Source organism: Erythrobacter sp. (assembly GCF_038133525.1).
Taxonomy (GTDB): Bacteria; Pseudomonadota; Alphaproteobacteria; order Sphingomonadales; family Sphingomonadaceae; genus Qipengyuania.
Genome location: NZ_JAYPTL010000044.1, coordinates 14,665 through 29,168, shown reverse-complemented (window position 1 = coordinate 29,168; position 14,504 = coordinate 14,665). Strand labels below are relative to the sequence as shown.

General features: G+C 59.1%; 16 protein-coding genes and 1 tRNA gene. 10 read left to right on the top strand and 7 right to left on the bottom strand.

The genetic code is table 11. From position 1 onward, the window contains the following. Positions 1 to 588 precede the first annotated feature (588 nt). Together AAFM29_RS12085 and AAFM29_RS12080 are read left to right on the top strand one after the other, a co-directional pair. Entirely contained in the window at positions 589 to 750 is a 162-nt protein-coding gene (locus AAFM29_RS12085; RefSeq protein WP_341713053.1) for a hypothetical protein, read from the top strand. A gap of 137 nt (positions 751 to 887) precedes the next feature. Next, the gene (locus AAFM29_RS12080; protein WP_341713052.1) at positions 888 to 1,580 is read left to right on the top strand and encodes a hypothetical protein; all 693 of its coding nucleotides are present in this window, start codon (positions 888 to 890) and stop codon (positions 1,578 to 1,580) included. 119 nt (positions 1,581 to 1,699) lie between these two features. Here AAFM29_RS12080 and AAFM29_RS12075 read toward each other — a convergent pair whose 3' ends face one another. The 7 genes from AAFM29_RS12075 to AAFM29_RS12045 form a co-directional block, all read right to left on the bottom strand. After that, positions 1,700 to 2,323: a nucleotidyltransferase family protein gene (locus tag AAFM29_RS12075; protein WP_341713051.1), complete on the bottom strand. Its 624-nt coding sequence runs from the start codon at positions 2,321 to 2,323 to the stop codon at positions 1,700 to 1,702. Positions 2,324 to 2,474: 151 nt separating this feature from the next. After that, positions 2,475 to 3,050: a histidine phosphatase family protein gene (locus tag AAFM29_RS12070; RefSeq protein WP_341713050.1), complete on the bottom strand. Its 576-nt coding sequence runs from the start codon at positions 3,048 to 3,050 to the stop codon at positions 2,475 to 2,477. 167 nt (positions 3,051 to 3,217) lie between these two features. Further along, the gene (locus AAFM29_RS12065) at positions 3,218 to 3,895 is read right to left on the bottom strand and encodes an HAD family phosphatase (protein ID WP_341713049.1); all 678 of its coding nucleotides are present in this window, start codon (positions 3,893 to 3,895) and stop codon (positions 3,218 to 3,220) included. Between the two features lie 145 nt (positions 3,896 to 4,040). Next, positions 4,041 to 4,493 carry a DUF1801 domain-containing protein gene (locus AAFM29_RS12060; protein WP_341713048.1) on the bottom strand — a complete coding sequence of 151 codons (453 nt, stop codon included), beginning with the start codon at positions 4,491 to 4,493 and terminating at the stop codon, positions 4,041 to 4,043. Between the two features lie 169 nt (positions 4,494 to 4,662). Beyond that, complete coding sequence (locus tag AAFM29_RS12055) at positions 4,663 to 5,601, bottom strand: HEPN domain-containing protein (protein WP_341713047.1); 939 nt, start codon at positions 5,599 to 5,601, stop codon at positions 4,663 to 4,665. 133 nt (positions 5,602 to 5,734) lie between these two features. Beyond that, a complete protein-coding gene (locus tag AAFM29_RS12050) occupies positions 5,735 to 6,883 on the bottom strand; it encodes an integrase arm-type DNA-binding domain-containing protein (protein WP_341713046.1) in 1,149 nt (382 codons plus the stop codon). A gap of 146 nt (positions 6,884 to 7,029) precedes the next feature. Next, a tRNA-Ser gene (locus tag AAFM29_RS12045) sits at positions 7,030 to 7,119 on the bottom strand. A gap of 118 nt (positions 7,120 to 7,237) precedes the next feature. Between AAFM29_RS12045 and AAFM29_RS12040 the strand changes: the two genes are divergently transcribed. The 8 genes from AAFM29_RS12040 to AAFM29_RS12005 all read left to right on the top strand — a co-directional run bounded on the left by AAFM29_RS12040 (position 7,238) and on the right by AAFM29_RS12005 (position 14,456). After that, positions 7,238 to 8,260 carry a lytic murein transglycosylase gene (locus tag AAFM29_RS12040; RefSeq protein WP_341713045.1) on the top strand — a complete coding sequence of 341 codons (1,023 nt, stop codon included), beginning with the start codon at positions 7,238 to 7,240 and terminating at the stop codon, positions 8,258 to 8,260. 194 nt (positions 8,261 to 8,454) lie between these two features. Beyond that, entirely contained in the window at positions 8,455 to 9,615 is a 1,161-nt protein-coding gene (locus AAFM29_RS12035) for a D-alanyl-D-alanine carboxypeptidase family protein (RefSeq protein WP_341713044.1), read from the top strand. Then, the gene (gene tmk, locus AAFM29_RS12030) at positions 9,612 to 10,247 is read left to right on the top strand and encodes a dTMP kinase (protein ID WP_341713043.1); all 636 of its coding nucleotides are present in this window, start codon (positions 9,612 to 9,614) and stop codon (positions 10,245 to 10,247) included. The genes AAFM29_RS12035 and tmk overlap by 4 nt, the downstream gene beginning before the upstream one ends. Then, positions 10,244 to 11,194 (top strand): DNA polymerase III subunit delta', encoded by a 951-nt coding sequence (locus AAFM29_RS12025; RefSeq protein WP_341713042.1) that lies wholly within the window; start codon positions 10,244 to 10,246, stop codon positions 11,192 to 11,194. Before tmk ends, AAFM29_RS12025 begins: the two co-directional genes overlap by 4 nt. Then, a complete protein-coding gene (gene metG / locus AAFM29_RS12020) occupies positions 11,187 to 12,752 on the top strand; it encodes a methionine--tRNA ligase (protein ID WP_341713041.1) in 1,566 nt (521 codons plus the stop codon). Before AAFM29_RS12025 ends, metG begins: the two co-directional genes overlap by 8 nt. Beyond that, positions 12,752 to 13,528 carry a TatD family hydrolase gene (locus AAFM29_RS12015; RefSeq protein ID WP_341713040.1) on the top strand — a complete coding sequence of 259 codons (777 nt, stop codon included), beginning with the start codon at positions 12,752 to 12,754 and terminating at the stop codon, positions 13,526 to 13,528. The genes metG and AAFM29_RS12015 overlap by 1 nt, the downstream gene beginning before the upstream one ends. Further along, positions 13,525 to 14,292 (top strand): MBL fold metallo-hydrolase, encoded by a 768-nt coding sequence (locus tag AAFM29_RS12010; RefSeq protein ID WP_341713039.1) that lies wholly within the window; start codon positions 13,525 to 13,527, stop codon positions 14,290 to 14,292. The genes AAFM29_RS12015 and AAFM29_RS12010 overlap by 4 nt, the downstream gene beginning before the upstream one ends. Beyond that, positions 14,289 to 14,456, top strand: a complete 168-nt coding sequence (locus tag AAFM29_RS12005) for a hypothetical protein (protein WP_341713038.1) — start codon at positions 14,289 to 14,291, stop codon at positions 14,454 to 14,456. The genes AAFM29_RS12010 and AAFM29_RS12005 overlap by 4 nt, the downstream gene beginning before the upstream one ends. Positions 14,457 to 14,504: the final 48 nt, after the last annotated feature.

Here is a 14,504-nt window from a genome sequence, read left to right as displayed (position 1 = left end):
GGCATGGGCCGGATCCTTTCATCTTTGGGGTGATGACGGACCGGCCTGGGACAGGAGGTCGGGGAGCAGACTGGCCCGCCATCGCCGCCAGTATCGGGCGGGCCGGGCTGCGAGCGCTACATGACGTTCGTGCGCCATGGTGACCGAATGCACGATGCTCACCAGGCAGGCGGGCGATGCAGCCTAAACGGGACGGCTTTGCGTGCACTGGTGTACTGTAGGACGGGCGTCGCGATACCAAGCCGCGCAACCAACGTTCCCAGAACGTTAACCGCCGTCGCTTCCTACGTTGATATCCAACGGGAATACGAAACGAGCGCTGGCAGAGTTCATCAAGTGACGTCGGTCAAAGCTCAACAAAACCAACCACCTGCACCCCAAGCGACGGGGATGCTTTTATCTCGCAATCCACTAAGTAATATAAATCAGACGCTTACGGACAAATATTCAATATCCACGAGAGCGCCAATCGAAACGCAGGAAACCTGCACCCCGAATGCAACGGGCCGGTTCAGCGGGCTGCAATCGCGTTGCATCGTACCTGCACAATCCTTGCAGCCAGTCTGCACCGATGGCACAGGCGTGGCGATGAAGGACGATCCCCAAGCGCTCATCCTCGAAGCGGTCGAGCGCATTCCGGACTGGCTCCGGCGTGATCTGGCATCGCGCGACGAAGCAACGCGTCAGCGCGCTAATGAAACGCTTGCCGGCATGATCGCAAGTGTTCTGGTTGAGCACGCCAAGGGTTAGTCAGTGCGCACCGGCGACAGCATTGGTGTAGTCGCTTCAATACCTGGGATGTCGCCAGCTGGGTGATAAGCAATCATTCCAGCAATCGGCTTTGTAAGAACATCGCAAGTTGCTAAGGTTGCCCCGGGGGGTGCGACTTGCGATTACTTCTCTCTTTCTTTGCCGTGATTGTTCTGCTGCCACTTGCGGCCTGCGGTGATGACACGCCGACCTATCGCTACCGGATGACGGTCGAAGTGGAAACACCCGATGGACTTCGGACCGGTTCGAGTGTGATCGAAGTTGAGACTGCACGCAGCGGCGGCATTCCGAATTACGGCTCGGTCCAGAACCGATACCGCGGTGAAGCTGTAGCGGTTGACCTAGGCGATGCTGGCGTCTTGTTCGCACTCCTGCGTTCCAAGCAGAGGGTCGATTGGGCAGGCAACATCATGTTCCTGGTTGCCCCACCTGGAGTCTCGGCAGATGGTGACCGTTTCAGGGGGCGGTATCAGAACATGCTCGCCATGCGGCGCGAAGTGTCGCTCCCGCAGTTCTACAAGACCAGCCATACCGAACGCAGGTCGACCGGTATTCCGATGCTGGTTACCTTCGAAGATCTGTCCGACCCGACAACTATCATCGAGGTCGATCCCGACAATCTCGCAGCTACATTCGGAGATGGCTACTCGCTGAAGCGCGTCGCCGTTCAGATGACGAATGAACCGGTCACAGTCGGCATAGTGAATCGGTTGGGCTGGCTGGACAATTTAGCTGCATATCGAACGATTCCGGATAATCCGTTCACCAACACCCTTCCACCAGAGGTCGGTGCTCTTCGGGCAAAGTGACTTGGACAAGCCGTGATCGCGCTATGGCAGCCAAGGTTCTTGTCAATCCGCAGACTGTGTCCGCAATCGGCCGTTAGCCGAGTTGCCGTTTTTGGTGAGAAATGTCCCGCAATAGACGGTCAGCTTTCGGGAGGCGAACAGCCTGGCGTGAACGTCCGAATTTGGGGTGGGGAGCTGCGGACTGGCTCTGCACGTTTCAGGAGCGGCCACAATTCTATCCAAGCTTTGGATCGAATTCTCTCTTCATAGATCGGCAGTTTCTCATTAGCGAACCTCTGCGTGGGCCGAAGAAGCAGGTTAAAAAGATCGTCCAGCCCTAGTGGACTTGCAATTTCGAGCTCATCGTTCCCGCTCCGCCTAGCTGCGACCGCTGTCGCGGTTTCGGGCCAATATCGCATCGCGTCGGTTGAAGAATGATACGGCTTGTCAGCGTTGCGGGAATGCATCCGAGCCTGATTCTTTACCGACCAATCAATCGAGGGATCAACCGCACGGAGTTCCTCCTCAATGTCGCGATCTAGTCTTTCTTCGCAGCGGTCAGAATCAAACCAGATCACATCGACATCGCCCGTTGGCGCATGTGGGCTTCGTCCGTGAAGAGCATCCCAAACGGCGCTTCTGATGAACCCGGCGGCAATCCAACAATCTGGAAGCTCCAAATTCGACACTACCTCCAGAAGCCGCCACCTGGTCGCATCGCGACGTAGGATAGCATCAATCTGTCGCTCAAGGGCTTCGGGCATTGCCTATGATAACGCGCTGGCGAATGACAGCAAACGGGTCGTTAGCCGCCGGTCCGCTCCTGGCACTGTGCTAGCTCGGTGACTGCGGCGTCAAATGGGTGGCGAGCGGGCCGGAGGCTTCGGGCTAGGCGCGCGAGTAATACGCCGATGCTCAACCGACGTATACTGGCTCAATCCGCCCGCTGGAAAGCCTCCAGATAACGTCTTGAGGTACCGGAAGACTCAACGCTTCAGTCTTGGGCAGTCCGCAGTATGCGCCTCTGATGATCCGGCTTACCAGCCCGTGAGACACAGCAATTGTCACACCCTGTCGTTCGCGCAACCAGCATTCAACTCTCTCGAAAGCGGCGTCGTAAGATTCCCCGTCAGGCGACTTGAAAAACCAATCGAATGGTGTCGAGCCATCGAGCAACCCCGGCCATTGTGCGTCGATATCGATGTGGGTTAATCCGTCCCATGAGCCCAATGAAACCTCGGCAAGCCGATCATCACAATTGGCTTCAGGAAGATGCACGCATCCCGCAATGATCGCCGCTGTCTGGCGAGTTCTTCCGAGGGGGCTAGTGACGAACACATCGAATGAGAGGCCCAACCTAGCGAGGCGTTTACCGATAGCCTCGGCTTGTCTTGCGCCAGTTCCGGTAAGGGCTGAGTCGAGTTTTCCTTGGAAACGGCCCTGAACATTCCATTCCGTTTCACCATGGCGGATTAGATAGATCTCATTCATTGGCACCTTCGGTAAACCAATTGCAGAGCCATGCGCAAATAATCTCCAATGTCTCAATCCGGGGCGCTAGCGGCTAATCCGCACCTGCCACATCCGAAGCCCGGTTAAGCTGTCGCGGATTGGGAGGGAAGTGGAATGGCGACTTGCGTCCCCCCGCACTCAATCGCTCAGCTACGCTCCTCGATCAGGCGTACAACTTCCTTGAGCGAACTTCCGATATGACAACACAGGGCCACGGTATCTGCATCTGGCAGGACGAGATCGGGGATCATGATCGTCTCCATTCCAGCATCATGTGCCGAACGGATTCCGTTCCGTGAGTCTTCCAAGGCCCAGCAACTCGATGGATCAACCTGCAGTCGTGCTGCGCTGGTAAGGAAGGGCTCGGGTGCCGGCTTCCCGATCACGCAGTCCTCTTTAGCAACAATGCTATTAAACCTGCCTAGTAATTCAAATTCGGCAAGATGGCGTAGTGCGACATCGCGGTATGATCCGGTCGCGATCGCCCGTGCTATACCATGCGCTTCGAGCACATCCAGTAGTTCTATGACGCCCGGTTTTAGGTGCAACTCGTACTGGGCCATTGCTTCATACCGGTCGGTCCAGGCTCCGATGAACTCGTCGACGTCGAAATGGCTTGGCAACTCACGTTTGAGCAAGGCTCGCGTTCCGCCCCATGACAACCCTACGGTTCGATCGGCCGTGCCTTGAGTTATGGAAGCGACACGCCTTTCGTCAGCTAGTTCTAACAATGCCTTCTGATATAGGGCCTCCGTATCGAAAATTAGACCGTCCATGTCGAAAATGACGGCTTCAGGCAGAGAGTTAGACAGAGTTCGAAGCACCCTTTCATTTACCACCTGATCAAATCACCGCAACATCCGCAATCGGGTCGTTTGCTGACGGTCCGCTTTCGGCAGCCGCTATGCCTAATTATGGATGGAAAGCGGACGATGCTCCAGAGGTCGGCTACCAGTCGTACGCCCGGTATCAGACGAGCGCTCGGGCGGGAGGATAGACACGGTTCATCGCGTCCCAATTCACCCGCAGCAGCTCTTCCAGTACTTCCAGGTCAACATCGGCCAGCTTGTTGATGTAGAGGCACGACTTGCCTTGCGAATGCTTCCCCAGGCTACCGAGCAGCTCCTCGTTCTTCTGCGAGGCTACCTCGTCACAATACCCGCCCATCAGGTAGAGCGAGTGCTTGGCCTTGCGCGGGCTGAAACCGATGCGACACATGTCTCCTTCGTGCCCGCTATCGTACTTGTAGTGATAGGTGCCGTAGCCGATGATCGACGCCCCCCATATTTGCGGCGCTTCCCCCGTCACCTTGCGAAATAGACTGTCGAGCACCTTGGCATCCTCGCGCTTGCTCGCGTGATCGACGCCCGCGATGAACTCCTCGACGCTGACCGGCGTCGGCTTGGTCTTGATCTCTGCCATGTGAAGAAGCCTATCGCACAATTGACAGACGGCCAAACCCTCAACGCCAGTTGGGAGGCTTGTTCTGCTATCACTCAAATTGGTAATGTCCGCAATCGGGTCGTTAGTTGTCAGTCCGCTTGCGGTTTTGGTCAGAGCATAAGCTGCCATCCGAAATGAGCCCCGAGACCTACTCCTTGTCGGGCCTCGCCAGCGCGGCGGCCTTTAGCGCCCCAAGTCGTTCCGAGCACACCTCGTGCACCACGCGGCCGAGCTCCTCGACTTGCTCACCGAGCCATTCGAGCTCTTCTTTGGTGATGCGATAGTGCTTCGAGTAGCGCGCCTTGACGTAGGCTTCCTTGAGCTTCTCGAAGCGCGCACGATCGCGCTTGGTCTCACGCGGCCAGACATAGGTGAGCCGCCGATCGATACGCTCGGCCTGAGTACGCAGAAAGCCGAGGTTGTGCACGTGGGGAGTGTAGAAGGTGCAGACTAGTAGGACGCAATGGTAGAGGCGCTCGCAGGCCTGATGCATGTTGAAGGCTGCTTCGCGTAGACCACCGTCGGTCGCAAGGAACTCAGCAGCTTTCTTGAAGCGGCTCGCACTCGGGTACCACTCGTCAAAATACTCCTGCGCCATAGTGAGCGCCTGCTTGGGCGTCTTGGGCTTGGGTGTGTGGAGCGGGGTATCGTCGGACTGGTAAAGAGCGATCCCGTCCTTCGCGACATCCATGAAGAAGTAGCGCCCATGGGCTAGCCCGTCGTTCACTTCCTGCAAGGTGTGCACGATGAAGTTGATCGGGGTTCTGATCGTTCCGGTAACCCCATACTCGCGCATCAACCGGTCATCGAGCTTGGCCCAGTACTTGACCCTGTCGGTCAGCCGCTTGTCATTGACGATGATGAGCAGGTCGTAATCGGACTGATAGCCCTTGGCGGTATGCGGCTCGTCGATCCAGGTCCCTCGGGCATAGCTGCCGTAAAGGATCACCTTGAGGATGCGTCCGGCCTTCTTCCATTCGTGCTTCGAGAGCGCGAAGGCATCGCCGAACTCCTCGAATACCAGCTGCACCACGCGTTCGAGCTCGCGCTGCTTGGGCGGGGGCAGGTGATCGAGATCGGTCCTCATCGGTTAACCCTAGCAAGTTGCTGGAATAGTTGCACCTGTCGTCGACCTTTCATCCGCAACGCCTGTTCGTGGCAGAGTGTTGAGTCAGTTCGGCTAGGCTGCGTCAATACCCAGAACTGGGGAGGGGGGCTCATCAACCCGCTCCACAGCAGTAGCGTGCCCAGTCCTCCATCAGCAGCCTGCGCTTCTCGAGGAGGTTGCCCCGGCGATAGGCTGCTTCAGTCTTGTCCTTGACCACATGCGCCAAGGCAGCCTCGGCAACATCGCTGGGGTGATTGGTCTCCTCGCTCACCCAGTCGCGGAAGGCCGAGCGGAACCCATGCACGGTGTAAGGCTCCTTCATCTCGCGTAGCAGCTTGGTGAGCGTCATGTCCGACATCGCCTTGAGACCCCGCATGCCGGGAAAGACCAGCGGGCAGTTGCGGATGCGCAGTTCGCTGCACCGCTCGATGATCCGTATGGCCCGATCGCACAGCGGCACCACATGCTCGCGGCCCGCCTTCATCCGGTCCTTGGGAATGGTCCAGAGCTTTGCCTCAAGATCGAACTCATCGAACACCGCATGGCGAACCTCGCCCGAGCGGGCAGCGGTGAGGATCGCAAACTCCAGCCCCAGCCTGCTGTAGCTCTCGCGTTCGCGCAGGCGCGGAACGAAGGCAGGAACATTGGCATAGGGCATCGCCGCGTAATGCCCGTCCTTCTTGGGCTGGCGCGGCAGGCCCTTGGTGATCGCGCGCATCGGCGCTTCGCTGTCGCGGTATCCCGAAGCATAGGCCCAATCGAGCACGGTCCCGATCCGCTGGCGCACTCTCCGTGCCGTCTCGGGCTTGGCCAGCCAGATCTCGGCCAGCACGTTCCTGATCATCGGTCCGGTAATCTCGTTCACCTGCACATTACCCAGATGCGGGAAGGCATAGGCTTCGAGCGTCCTGATCCATTGCTGCTCGTGTTTCTCATTGCGCCAGGTCTTGCGGTGCTGGGCCAGCACCCTTGCAGTCGCCTCACGAAAGGTCGGGATACCCTGCGCCTTCCTGCGTTCGAACAGCGGATCGAGACCCAGCTCCACCCAAGTACGCACCTCGCGCGCCCGCTCGCGCGCCACCGCCAGCGAGATCTTCGAGGCACTCCCCAAACCGAAGTCCCTGCGATTGCCGTGTTTCTGGACCCTGACCATCCAGCTCTTCGTTCCCGATGGCTTCACCACCAGGAACAACCCGTCACCATCACCGAGTCTGCCAGGTACCGAAGCGGCCTTTACCGCTGTTGCTGAAAGCTTTCCCATAGCTGCCAATATTCCCACACTCGTTCCCACAAATCCAATCGGACACCGGCGGATTGAGAGGGATGAAGTGGGACGAAGAGTGTCTATTAAACCTAGCGAATCACTAGGTTTTTCTACATTCTTCGCGAGTTGTGGGAATTAGGGCCTGGCGGACAGGGTGGGATTCGAACCCACGGTGGGCTTGCACCCACGGCGGTTTTCAAGACCGCTGCATTCAACCGCTCTGCCACCTGTCCGCAGCTCGGTCCGGCTAGCGCCCGTTGCGGCACTTGTCACGCCTCTCCGTCGCCGAAATGAATTTTCCCTGCGACACGTGACACTTGCCATTCACCTGCGGTCTGCGACAATCACGCCATGATTGCGCGTCGCCTGCTTACCACTCTCGCTTCCTGTGCCCTTGTGCTTTCCTCAGGTCCTGCTGTTGCGCAAGAAGGCCTTTCCTTCGACGCATACCTGCAATTGTTAATCGCCAGGGCCCGCGCCGAAGGAGTATCGGAAGCTACGATCCGGCGAATGACCGAGGGTCTTTCACCCAACTATCGCGTGATCGAACTCGACCGTTCGCAGCCGGGCACGCCGACACGCAGCGGTTATCCCCTGGTTGCGCCTTACATCGCCACACACGTCGATTCCGCACGGATCGCAGGTGGGCGACGGGCTTTCGCCAACTATCAAGGCCGGCTTGCGGCCATCGAGCGCGAGTATGGCGTCCCTGGCGAGATTCTTGTCGCGATCTGGGGCCATGAGACAGCCTATGGCTCGGTCAAGGGTGGCTTCGATTTGTCACAGGCTCTCGCAACCCTGGCTTGGGAGGGGCGCCGACGCGATCTCTTTGCGGCCGAGTTCGTCGACCTGCTCAAGGTGGCCGACAAGGGTTACCCACGCGGGGACTTAAAGGGCAGTTGGGCCGGTGCTTTCGGCAATCCGCAATTCCTGCCATCGGTATATCTCCGCCTTGCCGCAGATGGCGACGGTGACGGCCGTGCCGATATCATGAACAACGGGGCCGATGCGTTAGCGTCAATCGCCAATTATTTTCGCGATGCCGGTTGGCGCACAGGGCAGCCCTGGGGCGTTGCGGCAGCCGTACCGTCGGGCTTCGATATCGCTTCCTACCGCACAAAAATCCAGGCACCTGTTTGCGAGCGGGTTCACGAGCGCCACAGCGTCTACAAGACCGTGGCAGAATGGCGATCGCTTGGTGTTCAGCCGCAACGGGCAATCGATCCCGATACCCTCGTAACGCTGTTCCAGCCCGACGGGCCCGGCACGAGGGCGTGGTTGCTCACTTCGAACTACCGCGTGATCCTGGAATATAACTGCTCGAACTATTACGCGATGAGCGTAGGGCTTTTGGCGGATGAGGTTGTGCAATAACATCATAGGTATAGTGGGATATATTACGACGTATTCCCTGCTACTTGCCAAGCCTCGAAGTGCTGAGCGGGTCGTTTTCAAGCCGTGGACAGACTACCGAAGCGCTCGCCAACCTGCGAGCTCAAGGTTATAGCGAGGGGCTTATCAAGACCCTAGACTGACAAGCCGGCGCTGCGCCCGGCGTGGGAGCAGACTTGCGCAAGACTATCATTTCGCTGATCGGCATTGCTGTGGTTAGTACGCCCGTGCCGCTTGGGGCACGGCCGGCGATCGCACCGGCAATTCCAAGCGCCGAAGATGCACCCATTGCCTATCTTTACGACGCCTCAAGCGGGCAGGTCTTGTTCGCTCGCGAAGAAGACCGTCGCTTCATGCCCGCCTCCATAACCAAGGTGATGACGACTTTCCTTGCCTTTGAGTGGATGGAAGAAGGGCGCCTGCTCCCGCAGCAGATCTTTGGCGTAAGGCCCGCGACCTTCGCCGCATGGCATTCGGTCGGATCGACGATGTTCCTGCCACAGGATGCCAAGGTTAGCGCAGACAACCTTTTGCACGGCATCACCACGGTGTCCGCAAATGACGGCGCCGTCGTTCTCGCGGAAGGTGCTGCAGGATCAGTGCAAGACTGGATCTTGGCGATGAACGCCAAGGCGCGCGAACTGGGAATGCGCGATACCCACTACGGGACACCCAACGGCTGGATGGACGAAGGGCGCACATTCACAAGTGCTCACGACCTCGCCTTGCTGGCGCAAGCCATGATCTCTCGACACCCAACGAAGTATCGTCATTTCGTGGGTGCGAAGACATTCCGCTACAACGAGATCACACAAAGGAACCACGATCCCATATCTGGAGTGGTCCCGGGGGCAGATGGCATCAAGACCGGGTTCACAAACCAGGCGGGTTACGGCTTTCTGGGATCAGCTGAACGGAACGGCCAGCGCCTGATCATGGTGGTTGCTGGCAGTCCCACGGGGCGCGGGAGGAACAAGGCAGCGAAAGCTTTCCTGGAGTGGGGCTTCTCGTCCTTCGATAGCCGGCCGCTGTTTGCGCAAGGTGATGTGGTTACGGAAGTCCGTGTGCAGGATGGTGCGCGGTCAAGCGTGGGGTTGCGCGGAAGGGGGCCTATTCGTGTCTCCGTGCCGCATGGCAAGCGGCCCAAGGTAGCGATCTCGGTTCGCTATGAAGGGCCGCTTCAGGCCCCGATCCGGTCCGGCGAAGAGGTCGCCGAGTTGATCGTGGAGGTTGATGGAATGCCGCAGGCCCGACTTCCGTTGGTGGCCGACCGCGATGTTGCCAAAGCGAATGTCGTGCAACGCCTGGCCAACGGTTTCCGGGGGTGGTTCATATGAGTCGCGGGCGCTTCATCACCCTCGAAGGAGGTGAGGGCATGGGCAAGTCGACGCAGGCGAAATTGCTTGCGGATGCCCTCAAAGCAAAAGGTATCCCGGTTGACCTCACTCGCGAACCGGGCGGTACGCCTGGGTCCGAAGCGATCCGAGCGTTGTTGTTGCACCCACCAGGGGAAGGCTGGGATCGGGAGGCCGAGGCGCTGCTCTTCGCCGCCGCTCGATCCGACCATGTCGCGCGGCGAATTCGCCCGGAACTGGAAAGCGGCAACTGGGTGGTGTGTGACAGGTTCATCGACTCAAGTCGTGCCTATCAGGGAATCGCAGGCGGGCTGGGCGACAAGCACATTCTCGCCCTGCACGATCTGGGCAGCCACGGGCTGCTGCCCGACCTGACGATCGTGATCGACGCGCCGCTTCAGGACGTCTCCAATCGGTTGGCCATCCGCGATGCAGCGGGGTCGGACGCCATCGGACGACGCGCCAACGAGTATCATGCATCGGTAAACGCTGCCTTCCTGGCTTTCGCAAAGGCCGATCCGAAGCGGTTCCAGGTCGTCGATGGTGCCGGAGAAATTGACGAGGTCCAAGCCCGGGTAATGCAGGCGGTAGCGCCGTTGTTGGAATCGTCGTGACATTGATCGGACACGGCGAGGCGTGGCGCGAATGGCATGAAGCTATGGCTGGCTCGCGCATGCACCATGCCTGGCTGCTTGCTGGGCGAAGGGGAGTGGGCAAGGCCAGCTTCGCGCTGGCCGCCGCTCGCGCACTGGTGGGGGCGGAAGCAGGGCAGGAACACCACCCAGACATCCTCGTGCTGACACACGGCCCCAAGGACGAGAAGGAAGAGCGCAAGCGGGCCGACGGCAAGCCCTATGAACTGGCCCGGAGCATTCGCATCGCCCAGGTGCGCACGATGCAGCATCGGCTGACTACGCGCCCGACGGCCGGCAATCGCCGCGCGATAATCATCGACCCAGCAGATGATCTCGAGCGCAACGCGGCCAACGCCCTCCTCAAGAGCCTCGAAGAACCTCCCGCCGGCACGTTCTTCTTGCTGGTTGCGCACAGTCCCGCACGACTGTTGCCTACCATTCGTTCACGTTGCCGAGTCCTACGCTTCCCGACGGTATCGGATGGAGAGATGGACAACCTCTTGATCCAGCTGGCACCGCAGGCGAGCGCCGAGACGCGCACCGCTGCCATCGCTGCCGCAGCCGGATCACCGGGCGCCGCGCGCGATTTCGTCGAACTCGAGTTGGGTGACGTGGCCCAGATCATGCGACAAGTCCTGACCGGCGGTGACGGGGATTTTACCTTGAGGGGCAGGTTGGCGGGAGCCATCGGCGCCCGTCCCGACCGAGAGAGATTGCAAGCGGTGCTCGATCTCGCCCGCGCGGCATTGGCCGAGCGACTGGACGGAAGCCAGGCGGATCCCCGCGCGATTATAGACGCCCATGCCGAATTGGTGCGCCTGACCGGCGAGCAGCCGACCTACAACTTCGACGCTGGATTGCTTGCCATGGAAATCGGTACCTTGCTCGCGAACGCTGCCAAGGCTAGCGAGCGGGCCGATGGCTGACAGTTTCTACATTACCACCGCGATCAACTACCCCAACGGTCGTCCGCACATCGGGCACGCCTATGAGGGGATCGCAACCGATGTCATGGCACGCTTCCAGCGATTGCGCGGGCGCGACGTGCGTTTCGTTACGGGCACCGATGAGCACGGGCTGAAAATGGATCAGACCGCGCGCAACCAAGGTCGCGCGACGATCGATCTCGCCGACGAAATGTCGGGCCATTTCCGTGATATGGCGGACCGCCTTAACCTCTCATATGACGAGTTCGTTCGCACGAGCGAGGATCGCCACAAGGCGGCTAGTGTCGAATTGTGGAAGCGCATGCAGGCGGCCGGCGATCTCTACCTCGATCGCTATGAGGGCTGGTACTCCATCCGCGACGAAGCCTTCTACGACGAGAGCGAGCTGGTGGAAGGCGAGGGCGGTGCAAAGCTATCACCGCAGGGCACCCCGGTGGAATGGACCGCCGAAGAAACCTGGTTCTTCCGTCTTTCCGCCTACCAGGACAGGCTGCTCGCGCTCTATCGAGACAATCCGGATTTCATTCGGCCCGAGAGTCGCCGAAATGAAGTGATGCGCTTCGTTGAAGGCGGATTGAAGGATCTCAGCGTATCGCGGACCAGTTTTAACTGGGGCGTTCCGGTGCCTGAAAGCGAAGGTCACGTGATGTATGTCTGGGTCGACGCGCTGACGACCTATCTGACCGGCGTCGGTTTCCCCGATGCCAGTGGGGAAATGTTCCAGCGGTATTGGCCGGCCAACATCCACATGATCGGCAAGGACATAACGCGGTTTCACACTGTATATTGGCCCGCCTTCCTGATGAGCGCGGGTCTGCCGCTGCCCAAACAGGTGTTCAGCCACGGCTTCCTGCTGGCACGCGATGGCGGCAAGATGAGCAAGAGCGCCGGCAACGTGGTGGATCCGCTTGAACTGGCGGAGCAGTATGGCGTCGACAATCTGCGCTATTTCTTCATGCGGGAAATCGCCTTTGGTCAGGACGGGAGCTATTCGGCAGAGGCGATCGTGACGCGCTGCAATGCCGAACTCGCCAACAGCTTCGGCAATTTGGCCCAGCGCACCCTGTCTATGATCTCTAAGAACATGGACGGGCGGCTCGAGCCCTTTGTGCGCGCGCCGGCTGACGAAGAGCTGCTGTCAAAGGTTGTTGCCGCTTGCCACACAGAGCTGCCCAACGAATTCGAAAAGCTGAATTTTAGCGCGGGGATCGAGGCTTGGATGCGCGCAGTCTTTGCCTGCAACCAATATGTCGACGAACAGGCACCATGGGCGCTGAAGAAAACCGATCCCGAGCGGATGAAAGCTGTCCTGCAAACCTTGTTCATCGCCATTCGCGATCTGGCGATCGCCATCCAGCCAGTCGTACCGACCAAGGCAGCTGCAGTGCTCGACATGCTCGGCGTGCCGGAAGGATCACGCAACTACGCCGTTCTTGGCGACACGGATTGGTACGACGCACTCGTTGCGCAAGCCCATGTTATTGCGGCGCCCACTCCGGTTTTCCCACGTCTCGAAGCTCCGACCGAGGCGGATTGATGTTCGTCGATAGCCACTGCCACCTCGAGTATGAGGGCCTGGTCGACGATCAGGCGGGAGTGCTCGAACGCGCACGTGGGGCGGGGGTCCAGGCCTTCCTGAATATTTCCACCAAGCGATCGGAATGGGGTCAGGTGGTCGGCACGGCACGGATGAACCGCGACGTCTATGCCAGTGTGGGCATTCACCCGCACAATGCCGATCAGCACCTCGACCTGACGCGTGACGAACTGCTCGAGGCGACCCGCGACCCCAAAGTTATCGGCATTGGCGAGACCGGGCTGGATTATTACTACGACCACTCGGACCGCAACGCCCAGCAACGCCTCTTTCGGATGCATATCGACGTTGCCCGTGAAACCGGCCTGCCGGTAATCATCCACACGCGCGATGCGGAAAGCGACACGCTGGCGATCCTTGCGGAAGAAATGGGAAGGGGGAGCTTCCCGGCCTTGATCCACTGTTTCACGGCGTCGGCCGAATTCGGGAGCAAAGTCCTCGATCTGGGGCTTTCGATATCGATTTCCGGCATTGTTACCTTCAAGAACGCCAAGGATTTGCAGGCCGTCGCGAAGAGCATTCCGCAAGATCGCCTGTTGGTCGAAACCGACAGTCCGTTCCTTGCTCCCGTGCCACATCGCGGCAAGAGCTGTGAGCCTGGCTACGTTCGCGATACCGCCTCATTCATTGCCAAACTCAGGGATGAGCCGCTGGACCAACTCGCGGCGTATACGACGCAGAATTTCTTCCGTTTGTTCAGCAAGGCGGTGGCGTGAAGCTGCTGATGCTCGGATCAGGCACGTCGACCGGGGTGCCGCGGATCGGTAACGATTGGGGTGATTGCGATCCCGAAGAGCCGCGCAATCGGCGCACGCGCGTTTCGATCGTCGTGGAGAACGACGCCGGACAGCGTATTTTGGTCGACACATCGACAGACCTGCGGGCGCAGCTTCTGGCAAACGAAATCGGCAAGGTCGATGCTGTGTTCTGGACCCATGACCATGCCGATCATTGCCACGGCATCGATGACCTGCGGGTGATGCGCTATGACCGAAGCAACCCGCTACCGGGCTTTGCGAGCAAGATAACATGCGCGCGCCTGCGGAAGCGATTCGATTATGTTTTCGAGGGACAGCACGGTTATCCGACCCTAATGCATTTGAAAGAAGTTGATGAAGTACGGTTAGTTAGCGGCTTCTCCTTCGATTATGTCGAAATGCCACATGGACCAGTCACAAGCACGGGTTTTCGCTTCGAAGCAGATGGCAAGGCGATCGTCTACGCAACCGATTTCAGCGAGATCACATCCGATATGGTCGATTGCTTCAGCGACACCGACGTGCTGGTGGTCGATTGCCTACGCCGTCGACCCCATCCGACGCATGCACATTTGGACATGGCGTTGGACCTTGCGAGCAGGACCCGGGCGCGCCGGACCGTGCTAACCCATATGGACAAGAGCATGGACTATCGTAGCTTGTGCGATGAAGTTCCTAGAAACGTTGTCGTAGGGTTCGATGGGTTGGAGTTGATCGCTTGAACGAAGTGCAGATCGTCTCGCTGATTTCGTTGATGGGATTCCTGATACTCAATATACTGGGCTTCAGGAGCTTCAATGTGGGTTGGCGACGGACGCTGTACATGGCTGGCGCTTGGGCGGGCATCTTCGCCATTGTGATCCTGTTCATCGATCTGGTCCGCTAGAGGGGGTAACTTCCTCTCGGCACGGAATCCTACATTTAACATAATATG

What these genes read in the sequence shown, in the direction of transcription:
- AAFM29_RS12015 (WP_341713040.1), top strand. Translation starts at nt 12,752, where the DNA reads ATGTTCGTCGATAGCCACTGCCACCTCGAGTATGAGGGCCTGGTCGAC.
- AAFM29_RS12055 (WP_341713047.1), bottom strand. Translation starts at nt 5,601, where the DNA reads ATGAGGACCGATCTCGATCACCTGCCCCCGCCCAAGCAGCGCGAGCTC.
- AAFM29_RS12085 (WP_341713053.1), top strand. Translation starts at nt 589, where the DNA reads ATGAAGGACGATCCCCAAGCGCTCATCCTCGAAGCGGTCGAGCGCATT.
- tmk (WP_341713043.1), top strand. Translation starts at nt 9,612, where the DNA reads ATGAGTCGCGGGCGCTTCATCACCCTCGAAGGAGGTGAGGGCATGGGC.
- AAFM29_RS12050 (WP_341713046.1), bottom strand. Translation starts at nt 6,883, where the DNA reads ATGGGAAAGCTTTCAGCAACAGCGGTAAAGGCCGCTTCGGTACCTGGC.
- AAFM29_RS12040 (WP_341713045.1), top strand. Translation starts at nt 7,238, where the DNA reads ATGATTGCGCGTCGCCTGCTTACCACTCTCGCTTCCTGTGCCCTTGTG.
- metG (WP_341713041.1), top strand. Translation starts at nt 11,187, where the DNA reads ATGGCTGACAGTTTCTACATTACCACCGCGATCAACTACCCCAACGGT.
- AAFM29_RS12070 (WP_341713050.1), bottom strand. Translation starts at nt 3,050, where the DNA reads ATGAATGAGATCTATCTAATCCGCCATGGTGAAACGGAATGGAATGTT.
- AAFM29_RS12060 (WP_341713048.1), bottom strand. Translation starts at nt 4,493, where the DNA reads ATGGCAGAGATCAAGACCAAGCCGACGCCGGTCAGCGTCGAGGAGTTC.
- AAFM29_RS12075 (WP_341713051.1), bottom strand. Translation starts at nt 2,323, where the DNA reads ATGCCCGAAGCCCTTGAGCGACAGATTGATGCTATCCTACGTCGCGAT.